Origin of the sequence: Sulfitobacter sp. UBA4523, assembly GCF_002388305.1 — a bacterium.
Taxonomy (GTDB): domain Bacteria; phylum Pseudomonadota; class Alphaproteobacteria; order Rhodobacterales; family Rhodobacteraceae; genus Sulfitobacter; species Sulfitobacter pontiacus.
Genome location: NZ_DGMH01000062.1, coordinates 1 through 20,445 on the forward strand (window position 1 = coordinate 1; position 20,445 = coordinate 20,445).

At 60.9% G+C, this 20,445-nt stretch carries 23 protein-coding genes; 9 read left to right on the forward strand and 14 right to left on the reverse strand.

What is annotated here, in order from left to right; all coding sequences use genetic code 11:
* A partial coding sequence (locus B3849_RS14495; protein ID WP_286780379.1) for a substrate binding domain-containing protein occupies positions 1-636 on the forward strand: 636 nt, incomplete at its 5' end.
* A 90-nt stretch (positions 637-726) separates the two neighbouring features.
* Here B3849_RS14495 and B3849_RS14500 read toward each other — a convergent pair.
* From B3849_RS14500 to B3849_RS14515, 4 genes are read right to left on the reverse strand one after another with little or no spacing between them, the layout of a single operon-like run.
* Positions 727-1,680: an OmpA family protein gene (locus B3849_RS14500; protein ID WP_286780380.1), complete on the reverse strand. Its 954-nt coding sequence runs from the start codon at positions 1,678-1,680 to the stop codon at positions 727-729.
* The gene (locus B3849_RS14505) at positions 1,677-2,246 is read right to left on the reverse strand and encodes a peroxidase-related enzyme (RefSeq protein ID WP_009825885.1); all 570 of its coding nucleotides are present in this window, start codon (positions 2,244-2,246) and stop codon (positions 1,677-1,679) included. The genes B3849_RS14500 and B3849_RS14505 overlap by 4 nt, the downstream gene beginning before the upstream one ends.
* A 12-nt stretch (positions 2,247-2,258) precedes the next feature.
* A complete protein-coding gene (locus tag B3849_RS14510) occupies positions 2,259-2,969 on the reverse strand; it encodes a GNAT family N-acetyltransferase (protein ID WP_237278212.1) in 711 nt (236 codons plus the stop codon).
* Positions 2,966-3,685 carry a competence/damage-inducible protein A gene (locus B3849_RS14515; protein ID WP_132997486.1) on the reverse strand — a complete coding sequence of 240 codons (720 nt, stop codon included), beginning with the start codon at positions 3,683-3,685 and terminating at the stop codon, positions 2,966-2,968. Before B3849_RS14515 ends, B3849_RS14510 begins: the two co-directional genes overlap by 4 nt.
* Positions 3,686-3,731: 46 nt before the next feature.
* Here B3849_RS14515 and sfsA point away from each other — a divergent pair, with 46 nt between their 5' ends.
* Both sfsA and map read left to right on the forward strand, forming a co-directional pair.
* The gene (gene sfsA / locus B3849_RS14520; RefSeq protein WP_037943032.1) at positions 3,732-4,469 is read left to right on the forward strand and encodes a DNA/RNA nuclease SfsA; all 738 of its coding nucleotides are present in this window, start codon (positions 3,732-3,734) and stop codon (positions 4,467-4,469) included.
* Positions 4,470-4,503: 34 nt separating this feature from the next.
* Positions 4,504-5,319: a type I methionyl aminopeptidase gene (gene map, locus B3849_RS14525; protein WP_037944888.1), complete on the forward strand. Its 816-nt coding sequence runs from the start codon at positions 4,504-4,506 to the stop codon at positions 5,317-5,319.
* Positions 5,320-5,322: 3 nt separating this feature from the next.
* Here the strand turns inward: map and pssA are convergent, their stop codons facing one another.
* The 4 genes from pssA to B3849_RS14545 all read right to left on the reverse strand — a co-directional run bounded on the left by pssA (position 5,323) and on the right by B3849_RS14545 (position 8,593).
* Complete coding sequence (gene pssA / locus B3849_RS14530; protein ID WP_278425385.1) at positions 5,323-6,084, reverse strand: CDP-diacylglycerol--serine O-phosphatidyltransferase; 762 nt, start codon at positions 6,082-6,084, stop codon at positions 5,323-5,325.
* A 1-nt stretch (position 6,085) separates the two neighbouring features.
* Positions 6,086-6,745 carry a phosphatidylserine decarboxylase gene (locus B3849_RS14535; protein ID WP_174226618.1) on the reverse strand — a complete coding sequence of 220 codons (660 nt, stop codon included), beginning with the start codon at positions 6,743-6,745 and terminating at the stop codon, positions 6,086-6,088.
* A gap of 91 nt (positions 6,746-6,836) precedes the next feature.
* Positions 6,837-7,388, reverse strand: coding sequence for a 16S rRNA (guanine(966)-N(2))-methyltransferase RsmD (rsmD, locus tag B3849_RS14540; RefSeq protein WP_278425386.1), 552 nt, complete (start codon positions 7,386-7,388; stop codon positions 6,837-6,839).
* Entirely contained in the window at positions 7,385-8,593 is a 1,209-nt protein-coding gene (locus B3849_RS14545) for an NAD(P)/FAD-dependent oxidoreductase (RefSeq protein ID WP_278425387.1), read from the reverse strand. Before B3849_RS14545 ends, rsmD begins: the two co-directional genes overlap by 4 nt.
* A 92-nt stretch (positions 8,594-8,685) precedes the next feature.
* Here B3849_RS14545 and B3849_RS14550 point away from each other — a divergent pair, with 92 nt between their 5' ends.
* Entirely contained in the window at positions 8,686-9,174 is a 489-nt protein-coding gene (locus B3849_RS14550; protein ID WP_005851093.1) for a peroxiredoxin, read from the forward strand.
* 88 nt (positions 9,175-9,262) lie between these two features.
* On the opposite strand, the gene B3849_RS14555 is transcribed toward B3849_RS14550, so the two are convergent.
* From B3849_RS14555 to B3849_RS14570, 4 genes are read right to left on the reverse strand one after another with little or no spacing between them, the layout of a single operon-like run.
* A complete protein-coding gene (locus B3849_RS14555; protein WP_005851091.1) occupies positions 9,263-9,574 on the reverse strand; it encodes a 4a-hydroxytetrahydrobiopterin dehydratase in 312 nt (103 codons plus the stop codon).
* A complete protein-coding gene (locus B3849_RS14560) occupies positions 9,571-10,758 on the reverse strand; it encodes a GNAT family N-acetyltransferase (protein WP_286780381.1) in 1,188 nt (395 codons plus the stop codon). The genes B3849_RS14555 and B3849_RS14560 overlap by 4 nt, the downstream gene beginning before the upstream one ends.
* A gap of 50 nt (positions 10,759-10,808) precedes the next feature.
* Positions 10,809-11,570 (reverse strand): glycerophosphodiester phosphodiesterase family protein, encoded by a 762-nt coding sequence (locus B3849_RS14565; RefSeq protein ID WP_278425389.1) that lies wholly within the window; start codon positions 11,568-11,570, stop codon positions 10,809-10,811.
* Entirely contained in the window at positions 11,567-12,025 is a 459-nt protein-coding gene (locus B3849_RS14570) for a RidA family protein (protein WP_009825875.1), read from the reverse strand. Before B3849_RS14570 ends, B3849_RS14565 begins: the two co-directional genes overlap by 4 nt.
* Positions 12,026-12,215: 190 nt before the next feature.
* Between B3849_RS14570 and B3849_RS14575 the strand changes: the two genes are divergently transcribed.
* From B3849_RS14575 to B3849_RS14585, 3 genes are all read left to right on the forward strand, one after another.
* Positions 12,216-12,965: an MlaA family lipoprotein gene (locus B3849_RS14575; RefSeq protein WP_278425390.1), complete on the forward strand. Its 750-nt coding sequence runs from the start codon at positions 12,216-12,218 to the stop codon at positions 12,963-12,965.
* A 104-nt stretch (positions 12,966-13,069) separates the two neighbouring features.
* Positions 13,070-13,969, forward strand: coding sequence for a LysR family transcriptional regulator (locus tag B3849_RS14580; RefSeq protein ID WP_278425391.1), 900 nt, complete (start codon positions 13,070-13,072; stop codon positions 13,967-13,969).
* A gap of 156 nt (positions 13,970-14,125) precedes the next feature.
* The gene (locus B3849_RS14585; protein WP_278425392.1) at positions 14,126-14,980 is read left to right on the forward strand and encodes a DUF481 domain-containing protein; all 855 of its coding nucleotides are present in this window, start codon (positions 14,126-14,128) and stop codon (positions 14,978-14,980) included.
* A gap of 135 nt (positions 14,981-15,115) precedes the next feature.
* On the opposite strand, the gene B3849_RS14590 is transcribed toward B3849_RS14585, so the two are convergent.
* Positions 15,116-17,287 carry a transglycosylase domain-containing protein gene (locus B3849_RS14590; RefSeq protein ID WP_278374823.1) on the reverse strand — a complete coding sequence of 724 codons (2,172 nt, stop codon included), beginning with the start codon at positions 17,285-17,287 and terminating at the stop codon, positions 15,116-15,118.
* A 256-nt stretch (positions 17,288-17,543) separates the two neighbouring features.
* Between B3849_RS14590 and B3849_RS14595 the strand changes: the two genes are divergently transcribed.
* On the forward strand, positions 17,544-17,882 hold the full coding sequence (locus B3849_RS14595) for a P-II family nitrogen regulator (protein WP_005851080.1): 339 nt from the start codon (positions 17,544-17,546) through the stop codon (positions 17,880-17,882).
* 25 nt (positions 17,883-17,907) lie between these two features.
* Positions 17,908-19,209 (forward strand): ammonium transporter, encoded by a 1,302-nt coding sequence (locus B3849_RS14600; RefSeq protein WP_278425394.1) that lies wholly within the window; start codon positions 17,908-17,910, stop codon positions 19,207-19,209.
* A 163-nt stretch (positions 19,210-19,372) separates the two neighbouring features.
* Here B3849_RS14600 and B3849_RS14605 read toward each other — a convergent pair.
* Positions 19,373-20,445: aromatic amino acid transaminase (locus B3849_RS14605; protein WP_286780382.1), on the reverse strand; the 1,073-nt coding region annotated here is incomplete at its 5' end.

Genomic DNA, 20,445 nt, shown 5'->3' on the forward strand with positions numbered 1-20,445 from the left:
TCGGGCCTTTTGCGGATCTCGGTGGCGACGGATTTTGGGGTGAACCATCTGTCACCCGCCCTGTCCGAGTTTCTGGCCGATTTCCCCGACATCACCGTCAACATGGTGCTGAACAACCGCTACGTCGAACTGATCAGCGAAGGTTTCGATATGGCCGTCCGTATCGGAGAGCTGGAAGACAGCACCCTGCGGGCCCGCAAGCTGACCGAGACGACCAAACGCATGATCGCCTCCCCCGCCTATTTCGAGAAATACGGCCGCCCCGAAAAGATCGACGATCTGAACGATCACAAGCTGCTGCATTATTCCAACCAGTCCAGCGGCAATATGTGGAAGCTGACCTCGCCGTCGGGCGAAAAGCGTCAGGTGCGCACCGCTGGTTGGCTGTCGGTGAACGACGGGCAATCGCTGCTGAACGCCGCCATCTCTGGCCTTGGCATCGCCTACCTGCCGAGCTTTCTGTATGCCGACGCGATGGAGAAAGGGCTGGTCGAAGACGCAATCCCCGATCTCCCGCTTGAGACCCAAGGCATCTACGCCGTCTATCCTCCGGGCCGGTTCACCCAGCCCAAGGTGCGCGCCTTCATTGATTTTCTAGCCCATACCTTTGCCGAAAAAGGTCCAACGGACTGGTAACACGAGATCACCAACTGCCCTCGGTGAACTGAGCCCCATGTGGCTGCCCCCGCTCCCTTTTCAGGGATGCGGGGATTTTTCTGTTCGGCGTCAGGGCGCGGGTAAAAGCACGGCCTCGACCCGTCGATTGGCGTCGCGCCCCGCTTTGGTCTGGTTGGACGCGATTGGCGACAGATAGCCCATGCCCTGCGCCTCGATCCTGTCGCCCGCGATGCCATACGCCGTGATCAGCCGCCGCCGTACCGCCGCCGCGCGGCTTCGCGACAGGGCAATATTGTTTTGCAGCCCGCCGACGCTATCGGTGTGGCCCACCAGAACAATCCGCAAATCGGGCTGGTCTTTCAGCACCGCCGCCAGATTGGCCAGCGCATCAAACTCCCCCTGCCCCAAGGCCGCGGTGCCGGTGCCGAAATCAAGCGCCGCCAGCACCACATGGCCGGTATTCTGCAACGCCGCAGCCATCTCTGATTGGCTTTGCGCGGGGGTATCGGGGGCCAAGGTCTGGGTGTCTTCCGCCCCCTCTGGCACCGACGGGCTGGACGCCTGGCCTTGCGCATCCGCCTCAACGATCTGCAGATAGGCAGAAGTATCGGTTGTGCTGACCAGAAGGGTCGCAACGGCGTCAGGTGATTGCAGCGACCCTTTGACGGCGGTGACAAACTGGTACTGGCGCAGATCGACATACATGTTCGGCGCGGGCAGTGTTTCGATCGCAAAGCGGAAATCGAAACCGCCGCAAACCTCGGCGCTGCAATCCAGCACGATCCTGTAGCCTGCGTCCTCTAGCTGGGTGCGCAGGGGCCGCATAATCTGTAGGGGTGTGAGGCCCGGAGCCTCTAACCGCCAGGCAGAGCGCGCGATGGACCCTTCGATTTTGACGCTGGCCAAGCCGCCGTTCTCAAAGGCAGAGGTCGGGGCAAGATAGCTATCAGGGTCGGTATCGCGCGTCACGGTCTGCCGCGCCGCAGCGGGCAACGACAGATCCAGCGCATGGGCCGTGCCCGCCAGTAAAAGCCAGATCAGCCCGGCACGCCAGAGGATCATCTGAATTGCGCGTGGTAAGCGTCGTTCGGTTTCATTTCGGTCGCGCTGGCGACGCGGTTGGTCATATTGAAGAACCCCGTGACCGACGCGATGTCAAAGATGTCGCGGTCGGAAAAGCCCACATCGCGCAGCGCCTGACGGTCCGCCTCGGTGGTTTTAGCGCTTGCGACGGTCAGATGTTCGGCAAATGCCAGCATCGCGGTTTGCCGCGCATCCAGATCGGCGACACGCCAGTTCATCACCATCTGTTCCCCAAGGATCGGATTGCCAGACAGTTGCCGTACCGCCGCGCCATGGGCCGTCAGGCAATAGTAGCATTTGTTCACGGACGACACGACGACCGCGATCATTTCGCGTTCCAGCTTTGACAGGTTCGACGCGCCCAGCATCAGGTCGTTGTACATCGCGGTAAAGGCGTTCAGCTTGTCGATGTCAAAGGCATAGGCTTGCAGCACATTCGGCACCATCCCCAGCTTTTCCTGACAGACATCGAAGTATTTCTGCGTGTCCTCGGGCAGCGGATCGACCATCGGCAGGTTCAGGGCAGTGGGGGCATCATGCGCCATGGGGCGGCTCCTTTAGTCAGGGGATTGACGGTAATGATAGTGCCCTACCAGATCAAAGCCCAGTCCTTGATACAGGCGGTTCGCGGCTGCGTTCGCCTTTGTGCAAAGAACCGCCACCTGCGTCGCCCCCTGCGCCTGCGCCCAGAAACCGGCGCTGCGCATCAGCCATTTGGCCACACCCTGCCCGCGCTGGTGTTCCAGTACCTCGACCGCATGGACCATGCACACGCCATCATGCAGCGCGGCAAAGGCGACGCCACCGGGCATCTCGTTCCAGCGGGTCAGGATCGCGGTTTTGGTCGCGGCGCGGTGCATCACGTTGATCCGTTCAGGGCCCACGCCGCCCTTGGCCCAAATCTCTGTCATGATGGCCAGCGGCTCCCATATCTGGAAAGCGGTCACCCGCGGCATCGGCACATCGGTCAGCTTGCCGACAGGCGCGATATAGACATTCACCGGATCGACGATGTCATACCCGCGCGCGGCCAGTTCTGTATCCAGCGTGTCGTCGCCGTCGCGGATCATGAAGATCGGGCGCTGGTTCATGGCGTGCATCGCGGCCTCGGCCTGACCGATATCCGCATTGGGTTCGGCCATCGTCGCGGCAGAGACGCGTTTGCCCCCGCCCTGCCCGTCCCGCAGGGTCCAGCCGGTTTCGGTCCAGATTTTCGCGGCGGGCCATGTGTGGTCGATGACCTGATAAAGCTGCGCCAGATCGGTCACGGGAACACCTGCGCGAGCTTTGCCATCGCCGCGTCGACCTCGGCCTGATCATTGCCACGGATCACGATATGCGCGCCGTATTTGCCGTCTTTCTGGAAGGGGTAGGACCCGATAGAGAGGTTGGGATAGCTATGCGCCAACTCTCCCAACGGTCCGGCGATGTCGCCCTCTCCGCGTTCGATGCGATGGGTGGCGCTGATCAGGGGGGCCCCACCGGTCAGGGTTGGCAGAACGCTGGCGACCATCGCCTCGAACACGGCGGGGACACCGGCCATGACATAGACGTTTTCCAGCTTGAACCCCGGTGCCGCCGACACGGGATTGTCGATCAGCGTGGCATCATCGGGGATACGCGCCATGCGCAGACGGGCGGTGTTCAGCTCTGTCGCGCTTTTGGCGTAGTGGTCGGCCAGAATGGCGCGGGCATCCTCGCGCACGTCGATATGCTTGTTAAAGGCCGCGGCGATGCAATCGGCGGTGATGTCATCATGGGTTGGCCCGATGCCGCCGCTGGTGAACACGCTGTCATAGACCCGCGACAGTTCCTGCACGGCGGCAATGATCGTGCCGTTTTCATCCCCCACCACACGGACTTCTTTCAGGTCGATCCCAACGCTGGTCAACTGCCCCGCCAAATGGTGCATGTTTGAATCGCGGGTGCGCCCCGACAGGATCTCATCGCCGATGACGATCATCGCGGCAGTGGGGTTGGGCATGGCTGTCTCCTTGAGGGGCCGTTGATTGAGGTATAGGTCACCCCCCATGCGCTTTCAAACCGAACTTGTCCCCGCCCGCCTGATCCGCCGCTACAAACGGTTTCTGGCCGATTGCCAGCTTGAGGACGGCACCGAGGTGACGGCCCATTGCGCCAACCCCGGGTCTATGATGGGGCTGGCCACAGCAGGCATGAAAATCTGGCTTGAGCCCAATGATGACCCCAAGCGCAAGCTGAACTACGGCTGGCGGCTGGTTGACCACGAGAACGGGCATTTCACCGGCGTCGATACCGCGCTGCCGAACCGTGCGATCAAGGCCGCGTTAATGGATCGGCAGATCGCCCCGCTCGCGGGCTATACGACCGTGCGACCCGAGGTGAAATACGGTGAAAACTCGCGCATCGATTTTCTGCTGGCCGAGCCCGGCCTGCCCGACGCCTATGTCGAGGTGAAATCCGCCACCCTGTCGCGCCGCGAGGGGCTGGTCGAATTCCCCGACAGCGTGACCAAACGCGGCGCAAAGCATCTGGGAGAGCTGGCGCAGATGGCACGGGACGGGCACCGCGCCGTGCTGCTGTATCTGGTGCAGCGGACCGATTGCAGCGCCTTTAGCGTGGCGGCCGATATCGATCCCGCCTATGCCGCCGCTTTTGCCGACGCCCGTGCCGCAGGGCTGGAAACCCATGTCATCGGCACCCATATCAGCCCCCTTGGGGTCAGCGTTGCGGGCGCAATCCCCCTAATCGACCCGCCTGCACTGGCTCTTGGGGGCCAAGCGGGTTAGACAGCACCAAATTCATATGACGGAGACAGCGGTGATGAACGAACACCGAGGACGCCAGACCAAAGATGGCATTCGCATTTACGACCCCTCGGATTTCGCGGGGATGCACGCGGCGGGCAAGCTGGCGGCGCAAATCCTTGATGACATCGCCGAACATGTGTTTGTCGGACAGACCACAGGTGCCATTGACGGTGTGATCACGCAGATGATCGAAGACGCCGGCGCGAAGTCTGCCACCATCGGGTATAAGGGCTATCAACACGCCAGCTGTATCTCGTTGAACCATGTCGTCTGCCACGGCATCCCCGGTGACAAAAAGCTGAAGGATGGCGACATCCTGAACATCGACGTCACCGTGATTGTCGATGGCTGGTACGGAGATAACTCGCGCATGTATGTCGCGGGCAAGCTGTCGCGCAAGGCAGAGCGGTTGATCAACGTGACCCATGACGCGCTGATGCGCGGGATCGAGGTCGTGAAGCCCGGCAATACCTTTGGCGACATCGGCCACGCGATCCAGACCTTCGCGGAATCCCACCGGATGAGCGTTGTGACAGATTTCTGCGGTCACGGGCTGGGTCGCGTGTTCCACGCGCCGCCAAACGTGCTGCACTATGGCCGCCCCGGTACCGGTGCCGTGCTGGAACCCGGCATGTTCTTTACCATTGAACCGATGGTCAATCTGGGCCGCGCAGAGACCAAGGTCTTGGCCGATGACTGGACAGCGGTCACCCGCGACAAATCCCTGTCAGCGCAGTTTGAACACTCTATCGGCGTGACCGAAACCGGATACGAGATCTTTACCGAATCCCCCGCCGGTATGTTCCACCCGACCTATAGCCAGGGCTGATCCTCAGCCCCGGCGCTTGGCCAGCTTCAGCTCGATCACGGCCCACAGCACGCTGCCTGCATAGGCAAAGCAGCAGATCACCAATGTGGCCCAGGGGAAGCTGACCAGGCAGGCGATAAAGCCGGTAAAGAAGATCAGGAAATAGGTCACGTTGGCGCGCGAGAAGCTGACCGACTTGAACGACCACGTGGGGATGCGGCTGACCATAACCCAGCCGACCAGCACGATATACAGGCTGGATACCACGTCGGGCAGCGCGGCACCGGGGCCGAAGGCATAGGGCAGATAGATCGGCAGCATCACCAGCATCGCACCTGCAGGCGACGGCACACCGGTGAAATAGCCGCCATCGTCCAGCGGGTCTTTGGTCCGGGAATCGACGTTGAACCGCGCCAGCCGCATGACGCAACAGATCGCAAAGACCAGCACCGCGAGCCAGCCCGCGCGATAGGAATCCTGCAGCCCCCAGAAATACACCACCAAAGGCGGGGCAACGCCAAAGTTCACAAAATCCGCAAGACTGTCGAGCTCGGCCCCGATCTTGCTGTTGAAACCCAGATAGCGCGCGGTGCGCCCGTCCATCCCGTCAAGGATACTCGCCAGCGTGATCAGCGCCACAGCCAGCGCGATATTCCCCTCGGCTGCGAAACGGATCGCGGAAATACCGGCACAGATCGCGGCAATGGTCAGCATGTTGGGCAACAGCTGTAGCAACGAGAATTCGGTTTTCGTCTTATCCGGCGCGACGGGGGGCTGATTGGTCATCTCAGGAAAGCTCTGCCAGCACGGTTTCGCCTGCGACCATCGTCTGGCCAATGCTGACGCGCGGGGTGACCCCCTCGGGCAGGTAGACATCGACGCGCGATCCAAAGCGGATCAGACCAAAGCGTTGACCCGCCTGCGTATGCGCGCCCTTCTTGGTGAAACACACGATACGACGCGCCACCAGACCGGCGATCTGGACGGCGGCGACCTCGCGGCCGTCGGCCATCTTGATGCGCAGGCTGTTGCGTTCGTTATCCTCGCTCGCCTTGTCCAGCGAGGCGTTGAAAAACTTGCCGGGACGGTAAGCGATTTCGGTGATCTCGCCCGCGACGGGGGCGCGATTCACGTGGCAGTTAAATACGTTCATGAACACGCTGACCCGTGTCAGCGGCGTGTCGGGCATCCCCAACTCTGCGGGGGGCACGGCAGGTTCGATCAGCGATACGATGCCATCGGCAGGGCTGATGACAAGGTTATCGCCCTTGGGTGTCACCCGTTCAGGGTCACGGAAAAAGTAGTAGCACCAGACGGTTGCGCCCACCCCCAGCCATCCCAGTGGTTCAGCGATGATAAAAAGCACCAGCGTGATCGCGGCAAAGATCGCCACGAACTTGCGCCCCTCGGGGTGCATCGGCTTGATGAAGGTGCTGGTCATGCTCAGGCTCATGGCGGTCTACTTTCCTTTACGTCTTTGTTAGCACATAGGCCGCAGCGCAGCGAATGCAAAGCGGCAACTGTTGATGCCCAATGGGCTACTCTTGGCGCAGCAGGGTGATCCAGGTGTCGCCATACTTGCGCTTGTCCTCGCGCGTGAACCCTTGGGGCGGATCAAGCGGGGCGTTTTCCTCGCAGACGATCATGGCATCGGGTGTCAGCCAGCCGCCCGCCCGCGCCTTGACCAAGGCGGTCTGGCCCATCCCCTTGCCATAAGGCGGGTCAAGAAAAACCAGATCGAACGGTGCCGCGATCCAGTCACCAAGTGCCGTCGCGTCGGAGCGCATCAGTGTGGTCGCGCCCTCGGCCCGCAGCTTCTTGATGTTCTCGGTGATCAGCTTTTGCCCGACGCGCCCGTTCTCGATGAACACCACCTCGCGCGCACCGCGCGACAACGCCTCTAGCCCAAGGGCACCGGTGCCCGCGAACAGGTCAAGCACCCGCGCGCCGTTGATCACATTGTGATGGGTCAGCATCGAAAACAGGCTCTCGCGCACGCGGTCAGAGGTAGGACGCAAATGCGCATCCGCATCGCCCTTGCCCACGTCGGCCAGTTGGGTGCCACGGTGTTTGCCAGCGATGATCCTCATGACTTCAGCAGCGCCTTCAGGTCTGTGTTCGGGTCTTCGATCAGCGCAGGCGCGGGGGATTTGCCCGCCTCGATCAACCGGCGCCCGATCATGAAGCCGCGCGGATCGTTCATTGCATCCACCGCCAGCAGTTCGTCCCCGCGATAATACCAAAAGGCCACGCTATCGGCATCGGTGCGTCGGGTGATCACGCGATCATAGCCCATGTTCAGCCCCGCGATCTGCAGTTTCACGTCATACTGGTCCGACCAGAACCACGGCTTGGCGACATATTCCTTATCCGCACCCATGATGTTTTCCGCGACCAGCTCGGCCTGATCAATGGCGTTTGGCACAGATTCCAACCGGATGCGCCCGCCGCGATAAGGGAAGGACGCGCAATCGCCTGCGGCCCAGACATGCGGCGCAGAGGTGCGCCCGTGGCTGTCGGTCATAATGCCGTTGTCATTCACGATCCCCGCCGCATCGGCCAGCGCCGTCGCCGCCCCGATGCCAACGCCGACGATCACGAAGTCCACGTCCAGCGTCGTGCCGTCCGACAGTTCAGCGCCGGTGACATGCGTGTCGCCTGTCAAACGCTCAAGCCCGACGCCTTCGCGGATGGTGACGCCATGCGCCTCGTGCAGCGCGCGGAAAAAGTCAGAGGTCTGCGGGGCCGCGACCCGTTGCAGGATGCGATCGCCCATCTCTACCAGTGTCACCTGCAACCCCAGCTTGGCCGCGACCGAGGCGGCCTCTAGCCCGATATAGCCACCGCCGACGATCAGCACCCGCGCGCCTTCGGTAAAGCGCGGCCCCATCGTGTCGACATCGCTGAGGTCGCGCACCACATGCACGCCCGCCAGATCGCCACCGATATGCGCGGGCAGACGGCGCGGGAAAGATCCGGTGGTCAGCACCAGATCGTCATAGGCCATATCCCCGCCATTCACCCGCACGGTCTGCGCCGCCGGATCGATGCTGTCGACCGTGGTGCCCAGCATCAGGTCAATCCCGTGGTCGGCGTAAAAACTCTCGGGCCGCAGATAGAGCCGCTCAAGCGCCATGTCGCCCAGCAGATAGGCCTTGGACAAGGGCGGGCGCTGGTAGGGGGGCACGGTTTCGGCCCCGATCAACGTGATCTTACCCTCAAAGCCGGAGTTGCGCAGCTTGGCCACACAGGATGACCCCGCCTGCCCTGCCCCGATCACCACCACATGACCCATCCTTGCCCCTTTCGAAAAAACCGTGTTCCTGCCTGCGTGCAAAGCCTATATCTTCCGAGAAGACAAACGCAATGACACGAAAGGTCACGCATATGACGATTTCCCAAGGCGACACGCTGCCCGATGCAACGCTGGTGCAAATGGGGCCGGACGGCCCGCAGCCTGTGCAGATGGCTGACAAGCTAAAGGGCCGCAAGGTCGTCGTCTTTGCCGTGCCCGGTGCCTATACGCCCACCTGCGATTCCGCCCATGTGCCCAGCTTTGTGCGCACCAAGGACCAGTTCGACGCCAAAGGCGTGGACGAGATCATCTGCGTGTCCTGCAATGACCCCTTTGTTATGGCCGCTTGGGGTGAATCGACAGGCGCGACGGCGGCTGGCATCACCATGCTCGCCGATGCCAACAGCGCCTTTACCAAAGCCATCGGCATGGAATTCTCGGCCGAGCCCGCGGGGCTGATTTCGCGCTCCAAACGCTATGCGATGCTGGTGGATGACGGCAAGGTCACGCTGTTCCAGGCCGAGGTCCAACCCGGCGTCTGCGACATGTCGGGCGGCGAGGCGCTGCTGGACAACATGTAATCCTGCACGACCCTTAAAAAGAAAAACGCAGCCGCGGGGACACCGGGGCTGCGTTTTTCTTTGGATAATGCGACGGTCAATGGTGACCTTAGCCCGCTTTGACCTCGCCCATCAATCCATCCATCTTGCGCGCCAGCTTGGCATCAAGCGAGCTTAGGCCGTCCACGTCATGGGTCGTCAGGGTAACGATCACCTTGTTATAGACGTTCTCCCACTCTGGATGGTGGTTCCATTTCTCGGCCCAGATCGCCGCGCGGGTCATCCAGCCGAAAGCATCCGCGAAATCATTGAACTTGAAGGTTTTGACGATCGCATCCCGGTCCTCCACCATAGCCCAGCCTGTGCTGAACAAGGGGGCCAATACGGTTTTGCGGGTCTCTTCGCTTAATCTTTCGCTCATTCCTGTTCCTCAACCTCGACCCTTTTGAATGGGCCGTAATCTGTCAAAATGTCTATCTCTTCGTCAACGGCTGCCCGTTCCTGTACAAGATAGTCTTCAACAGCGCGCATAAAACCCTCGTCCCGCATCCAATGCAGCGACCACGTCGCCTGTGGCAGGTAACCGCGCGCGAGCTTGTGTTCCCCCTGCGCACCTGCCTCGACGGTAGAGAGGCCCAGTTTGATCGCGATATCGATGGCCTGATAATAGCACAATTCAAAGTGCAAGAACGGATGATGTTCGGTGCAGCCCCAATAGCGCCCATAAAGCGCATCGGCACCGATAAAGTTCAGCGCGCCCGCCACCCATGCACCATCCCGCTTGGCCAGCACCAGTGCCATGTCGTCGCGTAGCTGGTCCTGGGCGATGTCGAAAAACGCGCGTGTCAGATAGGGCGTGCCCCATTTGCGCGCGCCAGTGTCCTGATAGAATTGCCAGAACGCATCCCAATGTTCGCGCTGCAGATCGTCACCGGTGAACACCTCTATCTCTCCGCCAAAGGCCTGTGCCTGCTGGCGTTCCTTGCGGATGTTCTTGCGCTTGCGCGAGCTGAGCGTGGCAAGAAACCCGTCGAAGTCCTTAAAGCCCGCGTTGTGCCAGTGGAACTGCTGGCTTTTGCGGGAAAGCATGCCCAGTTGCTCTGCCGCGGCAGCCTCGTCCTGGGTACAAAAGGTAATGTGCAGGGACGACAGCCCGTTTGAATCGGTCAGCTGGACCGCCCCCTGGATGAGGGCCGCGGTGCCTGTCTCTTCAAACCCCGGACGGGTCAGGAAACGGCGGCCCGTGGCAGGGGTATGGGGCACGGCGATCTGCAGCTTGGGGTAATAGCGCCCGCCCGCCCGTTCAAACGCATGGGCCCAGTTGTGGTCAAAGATGTATTCGCCCTGACTGTGTGACTTGGCGTACATCGGCGCGACCGCGATAATCCGCCCATCAATGGCAGCGCTGAGGTATTGCGGCTGCCACCCCGTACCGGGGCCGACGCTGCCGCTTTCCTCTAGCGCCGAGAGAAAACGAAAGGTGGTAAAGGGGTCCGCGGGGCGCGCCCCCCCGGCGGCTTCGGGGCAGGCACAGGCATCCCATTCCGCCTGACCGATTTGCGCGATGCGCGAGGCAATTCTGATTTCGACGTCGCGCGCGTTCATACTGGATGTCCCGTTGTCATAGGCCTTATCTGTGGCCGAAGCCGGACGGTTCAACCTTGCAGCGGCGCGTCATAGCCTTCGAAGGTGATATTATGCGCAAATTCGCGTGCGCCGTTTTCAACTGAAAGACTGCGCACGGTCCAGCAGCAGATCATCGCGCCTGCCTCGCGCAGCTCTGCCACGCGGGGGCGGGGCAGATCGTCGACCTCGTGGCTGATGAAACACGCGCCGGTGCGGTCGTAATCGGGGATCTCGCGCAGGCGGTCGCAGGTGGCTTTGGGCAGCGGCCATTCGACATAGCGATAGGCGCTGGTCACCAATCCACGCGGCACATGCGGCAGCAGCTCTGCCATCCGCGCGACGCTGTTGGGGTTGAACGACATGATAGCCACATCGCCCGCATAGTCGCGCAGGGCTTCTGCCACCGCATCTTCCAGCGGCCCGATGTCCGTACCCATTGCACCGTCTTGATCCTTGATCTCGACCAGCAGCGGCACGCGTCCTGCGATCAGTTCCAGCACCTGCGGCAAGGTGGGAATAGTGTCCCTGCCGCCGGTGAGCGTAATCTGGCACAGGTCATCCGCATCGCGTTGCCGGATGGCACCGGTCTGCCCCGTCAGGCGATCCAGCGCATAGTCGTGAAACACCAGCGCCACACCATCGCGTGACAGTTGCACATCAAGCTCGATGCCATAGCCCCGATCAATCGCGGCCTGAAAGGCGGCAAAGCTGTTTTCGGGCCGACCGGCATCGCGGTGATGAAAACCGCGATGCGCAATAGGGGTCGTATAAAACGCCTGTGGTAGGGTCATTCGATTTCGAAAATGCCTTCGATCTCGACCGCGACACCCAGCGGCAAGGACGCGGCAGATACGGCCGAGCGCGCGTGACGCCCCGCATCCCCCAAAGCTTCGACAAGGAAGTCAGAGGCTCCGTTAACCACTTTGGGCTGGTCGGTGAAGTCGGCGGTGGAGTTCACAAAGGCCGTCAGCTTCACCACCCGCTTGAGCCGTTCGATATCGCCGTCACATGCGGCTTTGACCTGCGCCAGCAAGCTGATCGCGCAGGTCTTGGCGGCTTCGGCACCCGCGGCGACATCCATATCCGCGCCCAGTTTTCCGGTGATGAACCCGTCCGGCCCGTTCGAGATCTGGCCCGAAACATAGACCGTGTTGCCGGTTTTCACGAAGGGCACATAGTTCGCCGCAGGGGCAGGTGCGTCAGGCAGGGTGACGCCAAGATCGTTCAGACGGCTGGTGATGCTCATGGGGGGACTTCCTTGGAATGAATGGCTTTGGCGGGACGATAGCGATGCGACGGCGAAACGAAAAGACCCAAGAGGGAGGAACTGCAACACCTACCACCAACGCGAGATGCCCAAGGAAACTCATGTTGCGTATTTCGGGGACGCTGCGCATAACGAACCATGTTTTTCACGCGTTTTCGGGATTTATACCATGTTCAAGGCCACGACCCTCTCCACATCGCTGCGCGCCCTTGTGGGTGTCACTTTGGTTGCAGGTCTTGCCGCCTGTAGCGGTGCATCGCGGACCCAGCCCGCAGGGGTCAATGACCCGCACGAGGCCGGTAACCGCAAGGTCCACGCCTTCAATCAGAAGATCGGCGGATCGGGCAAACCCAACCGCGTGCTGGGGGCGGTGCCGATCGAATTCCAGACGGTCGTCCATAACGTCTCCGAGAACCTGTCGATGCCGCAAGCTGCCGTTAACAGCGCCTTGCAGGCGGATCTCGCGGGCTTTGGCCTGTCGACCTACCGCTTCTTGGTAAACAGCACGCTTGGGATGGGCGGCCTGTTCGACGTCGCGAGCGAATTCAAAGTGCCCGAGCATGATACCGACTTTGGCGAAACGCTGTATGTCTGGGGTGTGGGCGAAGGCCCGTATATCGAACTTCCGCTGATCGGCCCATCGACCCGTCGCGACACCGCCGGCCGCGTCGTGGACCTGTTCACCAACCCGCTGTCCTATACACTTGATAGCCCCGAAAGCTATGTCGGCACCGTCACCGGTTATGCCGATAGCGCATTCGAGAAAAACCGCCGCATCGTGAATGGCAAGCAAGTGCCAATCTCCGCATCGGGCGACAGCTATGCCCAGGCACGTCAGGACTATCTGCAAAAGCGCCGTGCCGATCTGTCGCGCCCCACCAGCATCGCCGCCACCACCGGCCCGCGCATGGTTGACTAAGCATTAAATTACTCGCGCCTCCCTTCCGGTCTCTTTCGGATAGGGGCGCGCGATTCAGGTCAGGGCAGCTTGGCAACGGGCCTGCGGAGGATCATTATCAGGGCATGGATATCACCCTGATCAAAACCTTTATCGAAGTCGCCAACACCGGCTCTTTTGTCGCTGCTTCCGAACGGCTGTTTGTTACCCAATCCGCTGTCAGCCTGCGCGTGCAACGACTTGAGGACAGCCTGGGCCACCCGCTGTTCAAACGATCGAAAGCGGGGGCGGTGCTGACCTCGGAAGGCGAACAATTCACCTCATACGCGCTAAGCCTTCTTAAGATATGGGAAGAAGCGCGCCAGCAGATCGCCATCCCCGAAGGATACAGCCGCAGCTTTTCTTTCGGCGCGCAGCACGCGCTGTGGCACAAGCTTGGCTTTCGCTGGATCGACGCAATGCAAGCGATGATGCCCGAACTTAGTATTCACGCCGAAATGGGCATGTCCGACCGGCTGACACGGTTTCTGGTCGAAGGGGTTATTCAGGCCGCTTTGCTTTACACCCCGCAGCTGCGCCCCGGTTTGCGCGTCGAACCCGTGCTGGAGGAAGAACTGATTCTCGTCGCGTCCTTTGAAACGGACGTCAAAGACCTTGGCAAAGAGTATGTCGCGGTCGACTGGGGGCCGGAGTTTACGCATATGCACGCCAGCGCCCTGCCCCATCTGACCAATTCGGGGCGATCATTGGCCCTTGGCGGGCTTGCGGCCGACTATATCGTCAACCGTCGCGCCGCTGCCTACCTGCCCGCACGGGCAGTGCAACGGTATCTCGACGTTGGAAAACTGCATGTTGTGGCAAATTCCCCACGCTTTGCGTACCCCGCATGGGTGGTCTGGCGCGAAGATCTGGACCCAGAGATGCTGTCGATCGCACGGCGTAGTTTGATGGACCTCGCCCAAGCGGCTGAAAATCAACAGAATATCCTGATCGAGAGCTTGGACAACGGGCAAAGCACGCCTTAATTCCGCTTCAAGGGCAGTTAACACGAGCAATACTTTCTTCATGCACGATTTATTCGAATTTCACTTATCTGACCCCCTATCTTAAATCCATTCTCAGCAGAGATGCTCTCGCCTCAATCAACGAGGTGGGTCACTTCTAAGGGAAAGGATTCCCCAATGAATACAGTACTTAAAGTGTCCGCGGTTTCCGTAATCGCACTCTTGGCTGCTGCTCCAGTTTTCGCGCAGCAACGTGCGCTTGGCATTGAAACGCTGAACGATCAGATCGACGACATCACCGATGATGTGAACACCGACCTGGCCCGCGGCACCGACGCAGAACGTTATGGAGCCAATGGCGTTGCCCAAGGCTGGCGCGGGTCTTTCGCCCTGTCCGCATCGGGCACCAGCGGCAACACAGACAACGGCGAAGTATCGGGCGCTGGCCGCCTGACATACGGTGTCGGCGACTGGAACCACCTGGTTGGTTTTGCCGTAGAATACGGCGAAGCAAACGGCACAAAGAGCGAAGAGAAGTTCTTTGGTACCTATGAAGGTAGCCGCTACTTCACACCCGAGTTCTATGCGTTCGGCCTGGCCCGTTACCAATATGACGGTTACCTGACCGATACATCCGGTGCAGCCGTTGACGGTTCCGAAACAGACGCATTCTTGGGCTTTGGTCCGGGTTACCGCGCGATCAATAAAGAAGACAACACATGGCGCGTTCAAGCGGGCCCCGGTGTACGCTACTTTAAAGACGCAACCGGCACCTCCGAAACCGAAGTCGGCTTTATCGCCTCGTCGCGCTACTTCTACGCGTTCAACGACATCGTATCCTTCACCATGGACACCGACATTGTCGGCTCTGACGTGAACACCATCGTGTCCAACGACGCTGGCATCAACTACAAGATGTCCGACAACCTGTCGACACGCGTAAGCTACCGTACCGACTACAACACCGATCCGGTTGCGGGCCTGAAATCCACTGACAACACCCTGGGTGTGTCGCTGGTTCTGGGCTTCTAAGCCAGACCGTCAAACCCCCGGGGGCGGGTCTCCTCGTACCGCTCTCGGGGATGCGACAAAAGGAAGGGAGGCCGAAATATCCCGGCCTCCCTTCTTTCGTTTCGATAGCGCTGTGCTGCGGCAGAGGCAGGGTCTTTACCCGCCAAAGATATCGCGCAGCACCCTGTCGATGACGCCCAAGGGGTTGTCCTGACGGGGCACCCGCTGCGGCTGCGCCGGTTGCTGAGGCTGCGGCGGGGCTTGCACCACTGGCGGTTCCGGCACGATCATCGGCAGCGGCGTATTCGGCAGCCCTTCGTGAACGCGCATCATGACCTGCTTCCAGATCTCGGTGGGCAACCCGCCCCCCGATACACCGGTCAACGGCGTGTTGTCGTCATAGCCCATCCAGACACCGGCCACGTAGTCGGCGGAAAAACCGATGAACCACGCGTCGCGGTTGGCCTGTGTCGTGCCCGTTTTACCGGCCAGTTCACGACCACCAAATTGCGCCCGTTGCCCCGTGCCTTCGGATACGACCTTTTCCATCATATAGACCAATTGCAGCGCGGCATCTTCCTGAATGACCCGCTCGCCGATACCGCCGCCCGTGCCCATCACCGGATCAGTGTCGCCCTGCAACGTCAGATCAATCAGCCCATAGGGTTTAACGGATGACCCGCCGTTCAGGATGCCGGCATAGGCGCCTGTCATTTCAAGCAACGTGCTTTCGGACGCCCCAAGCGCCAGCGCCGGACCGACGGCCAGATCGCTTTTGATGCCGAACTGCTCTGCCACCTGGCTGACCACATCGCGCCCGACACTCTCCGAGACTTTGACCGCCGGAATGTTCAGCGAATCCTTGAGCGCGGTGGTGAGCGTCACGTTGCCCTTGAAGCTGTTGGTATAGTTCTTCGGGCACCATTGGCCCGACCCGGGCACGTTCAGACAATAGGGCGCGTCTTCGATCAGATCGTTGGGCGAATACCCCAGATCCAGCGCCGCTGCATAGATAAACGGTTTGAAGGCAGAGCCGGTCTGGCGCATCGCTTGTGTCGCGCGGTTAAAGGCCCCCGCGACCTTGGTCTTGCGCCCACCGACCATGCCACGCACGGCCCCGTCAGCAGACATGATCACCACAGCCGCCTGCGCTTTGGAACCTTCGCGGACCTTGTTTTCGAACACCCAGCTCAGACCTTCCTCGGCGGCGCGCTGGATCTTTTGGTCAAGGGTGGTCTTGATCACCACATCCTCGGTCGTGTTGCGGGTAAAGAACTCCGGCCCCGACGACATCACCCAATCCGCGAAATAGCCGCCCGCCTCGGCCTCTGCGGCTTCTGACAGCTCTGCGGGGTTGGCAATGGCGTTATCCGCTTCGGCCTTTGACAGATAGCCCTGATCCTCCATCAGGCGGATCACGGTTGCCGCACGGCTTTGCGACCGATCAAGATTATTGGTCGGTGACAGGGTGGTCGGTGCGGTCAACAGACCCGCCAGCATCGCGCCCTCGGCAGGCTTCAACGCGGCGGCCGGTTTGCCAAAGAAACGCTGCGCCGCGGCTTCGGCCCCAAAGGCACCGCCGCCCATATAGGCGCGGTTGAGGTAGATCGACAGGATATCATCCTTGGAATACTTCGCTTCCATCGCCATGGAGAACAGGGCTTCCTTGCCCTTGCGCGACAGCGAGGACCGGCGACATTCGGCTTCGTATTCCTTTTCCGTCTGCCCCGACGACGCATCATAGGGTTCACCCAGACACAGCAGCTTGGCCACCTGCTGCGTGATCGTCGAACCACCGTGACCGGACAAGGGTCCGCGACCCTCGCTCAGGTTGATCTTGACCGCCGACGCGATGCCGCGCGGGCTGACACCAAAGTGACGATAGAAGCGTTTGTCCTCTGTCGCGATTACCGCGTTCTTCAGGGCGGGGGATACGCTGTCTGCGGTGACGACGCCGCCGAACTGATCCCCGCGCCATGCAAAGACATCACCATAGCGATCCTTGAGTGTGACAGACCCTCGCGCACGCCCATCCAGCAGCGCCTCGAGCGGCGGCAGCGTTGTGTAGAAATAGCCGACGGCCAACGCAACCATCAGCACCGCCACGGCAGTCACCCGCCAGACGATCGTCCAGATCAAACGGAAGACCCACCGCACCAGCGCGGCCAGCCAGCCAATAGGCCCCTTGGGGCGCGCAGGCGCACGACGTGCAGGCTTGCGCTTGGCCGGAGCCTTTTTCGCGACCGGCTTGCGGGGCGGTTTACCGCCTTTGCCCGCGGTGCGTTTATCGGCAACCAAGGGCCGCTTCCGTTTGGATGAATCACTCATATGCTGCTCGCTGAACCATTCTTTTTTTTCGCACTCTATCCTGCACAGCGCGGTTTGTTTAGCGCAGACGCCCCGCTGTGCTGTCTAATTAACGCCCAATAATTAGGCACATTCCCCACAGCGCCCAATAATCAGGCAAACTCGCCCACCCAGAGAGGCACTAAGCGCGATGCACCCTTCCTTCAAGGGGCACCGGCCGCTCTTTTATCCAAGGCATAACGCAGGAAGTACCTGCCATCTGGAAGAGGGATTATAGGTGAAACTCATTATCGCAACAATCAAGCCATTCAAGCTCGAGGAGGTGCGCGAAGCACTGACCGAAGCGGGCGTGCGTGGCCTGATGGTGACCGAGATCAAGGGCTTCGGTGCCCAATCCGGCCATACCGAAATCTACCGCGGCGCTGAATATGTCGTGAACTTCGTACCCAAGGTGAAGCTTGAACTGGTGGTCGCAGATGCGCTGGCCGACCAGATGGTCGAGACGATCACCCGCACCGCACATACCGGCAAGATCGGCGACGGCAAAATCTTTGTCCTCGACGTTGAACAAGCCGTGCGCGTGCGCACCGGCGAAACCGGCGAAGACGCCATCTGACCCCCACGTCCGAGGAATTGACGACATGACATCACGACTTCTTATTCCCCTTGCCGCCGCAGCGACGCTGCTGCCGTCCTTGGGTTTCGCGCAGGAGGCCGAGTATGCAACCGCGGCTGACACTGCTTTCATTTTCAACACGATCCTGTTCCTGATCGGCGGCTTTCTGGTGTTCTGGATGGCGGCGGGTTTTGCCATGCTCGAAGCCGGTCTGGTGCGGTCCAAGAACGTGACCACCCAGCTGACCAAGAACATCGCGCTTTTCGCATTGGCCGCCATTCTCTACTGGCTGGTTGGCTATAACATCATGTACCCCGGCGACGCGTGGATCATCCCCGGCGTGTTCGGCACTTTTGCAACCAAGGACATCAAGACGGCGATTGACGCGGGCGGCTATTCCAACGCGTCGGATTTCTTCTTCCAGCTGATGTTCTGCGCAACCACCGCATCCATCGTTTCGGGCACATTGGCCGAGCGTATCAAACTGTGGCCCTTCCTGATCTTCACCATCGTGCTGACCGGCTTTATCTATCCGATCGAAGCAAGCTGGCAGTGGGGCGCAGGCTGGTTGTCTGACGCGGGCTTCAGCGACTTTGCGGGTTCCACTCTGGTCCACGCCGCGGGCGGCTTTGCGGCTCTGGCAGGTGCGCTGGTGCTTGGCCCCCGTATCGGCAAATACAAAGACGGTCGTGTGATCCCGATGCAGGGTTCGAACCTGCCGCTCGCCACTTTGGGCACGTTCATCCTGTGGCTGGGTTGGTTCGGCTTCAACGGCGGCTCGCAATTGGCCATGGGGTCGATGATCGACGCTGATGCTGTTGCGCAGATCTTTGCCAACACCAACATGGCTGCTGCTGCCGGTGCCATCGCCGCGCTGGTCCTGACCCAGATGCTGTACAAAAAGCCCGACCTGACAATGGTACTGAACGGCGCGCTGGCCGGTCTGGTCTCTATCACAGCTGGCCCGCTTGACCCGACGCTCTTCGGTGCGCTTTGGATCGGTGCTGTGGGCGGTGCGATCGTGGTCTTCGCGGTGCCCTTCCTCGACAAGCTCAAGATCGATGACGTGGTCGGTGCGATCCCGGTTCACCTGATCGCAGGCTTCTGGGGCACGCTGGTTGTTCCCGTCTACACCGACGGCACATCCTTTGTGATACAGATCATCGGCTTTGCCTCTATCGGTGCCTTTGTCTTCATCGTGTCGCTGATTGTGTGGATGATCCTGAAAGCCACCACCGGCATCCGCGTCAGCGAAGAAGCCGAGATCGCTGGTCTGGACGTGTCCGAACTGGGCATGGAAGCCTACCCTGAGTTCTCCAAGAGCTAAGGTCTAAACTCCTGCAGGCAGGCAGAGGCCCGGGCGCGAACGCCCGGGCTTTTTGCTGCGCGCGTGTTATGCTGGGCAGAACTGAGAATGCGCCCAAACAAAAACCGCCGCGCCAGATGCCAGCGCGGCGGTTTGAGTATTTTTGAAAGGGTGAAGCGGCGGGTTAGATGCCGACCTCGATGATCGCCTTGGCGAGGATCGGCACGGTTTCGGCGTTCAGCCCCGCGATGTTCATGCGGCTGTCACCCACCATATAGATGCCGTGGTCTTCGCGCAGCTTGTCGACCATGTCAGACGAGGTTCCGAGGCGCGAGAACATGCCGCGGTGTTCGGCAAGGAAACCAAAACGGTCAGAGCCGGAGAGGCGCTGAAGTTCGCCCGCGAGCTGGCTGCGCAGGCCCAGCATGGTGTTGCGGATGTCTTCGAGCTCGGCCATCCAGTCGCTGCGCAAGGCGTCGTCGTTCAGGATGGTGGTGACGATGCGGGCCCCGTGATCTGGCGGGAAGCTGAAGTTCTGGCGGTTGAGAAAGGCCAGCGTGCCCTGGTTCAGCTTTTGCGCCGAGCTGTCTGCCGACAGCGCCATCAGGATACCGGTGCGTTCGCGGTAAATCCCGAAGTTCTTGGAGCAGCTTGCCGCGATCAGACATTCAGGCACCGCCGCCGCGACCTTGCGCGTGGCCGCCGCATCCGCGTCAAGCCCGTCGCCAAAGCCCTGGTAGGCGATATCGATCATCGGGGTGGCACCGGTGTCTTGCAACACTTTGATCACCGCGTCCCATTCGGCGGCGTTCAGGTTGGCCCCTGTCGGGTTGTGGCAGCAGCCGTGCAGCAGGACCACATCGCCTTTTTGCGCGGTCTTGAGGTCGGCGATCATGCCATCGAAATCAACACCACGCGTTTCATCGTCGAAATAGCGGTAGGGGACCATCTCCATTCCCAGATATTTCAGGATCGACAGATGGTTCGGCCATGTCGGGTTCGACACAAACACCCGCGCCTGAGGACGGGCCATCTGGATCAGCTCGAACGCCTGACGGATTGCGCCGGTCCCGCCCGGGGTCGCGGCGGCGGCGACCTGTGCGCGGGGGACCGCATCGCCAAGCACCATCTGCACCATCGCATCGCCAAAGGCAGGATCGCCCGCCAGACCGGTATAGGCCTTGCTGGTCTGGGCTTCCCACAGTTGGTGTTCAGCCGCCTTGACCGCGCGCATGACGGGCGTCAGCCCCGTGGCAT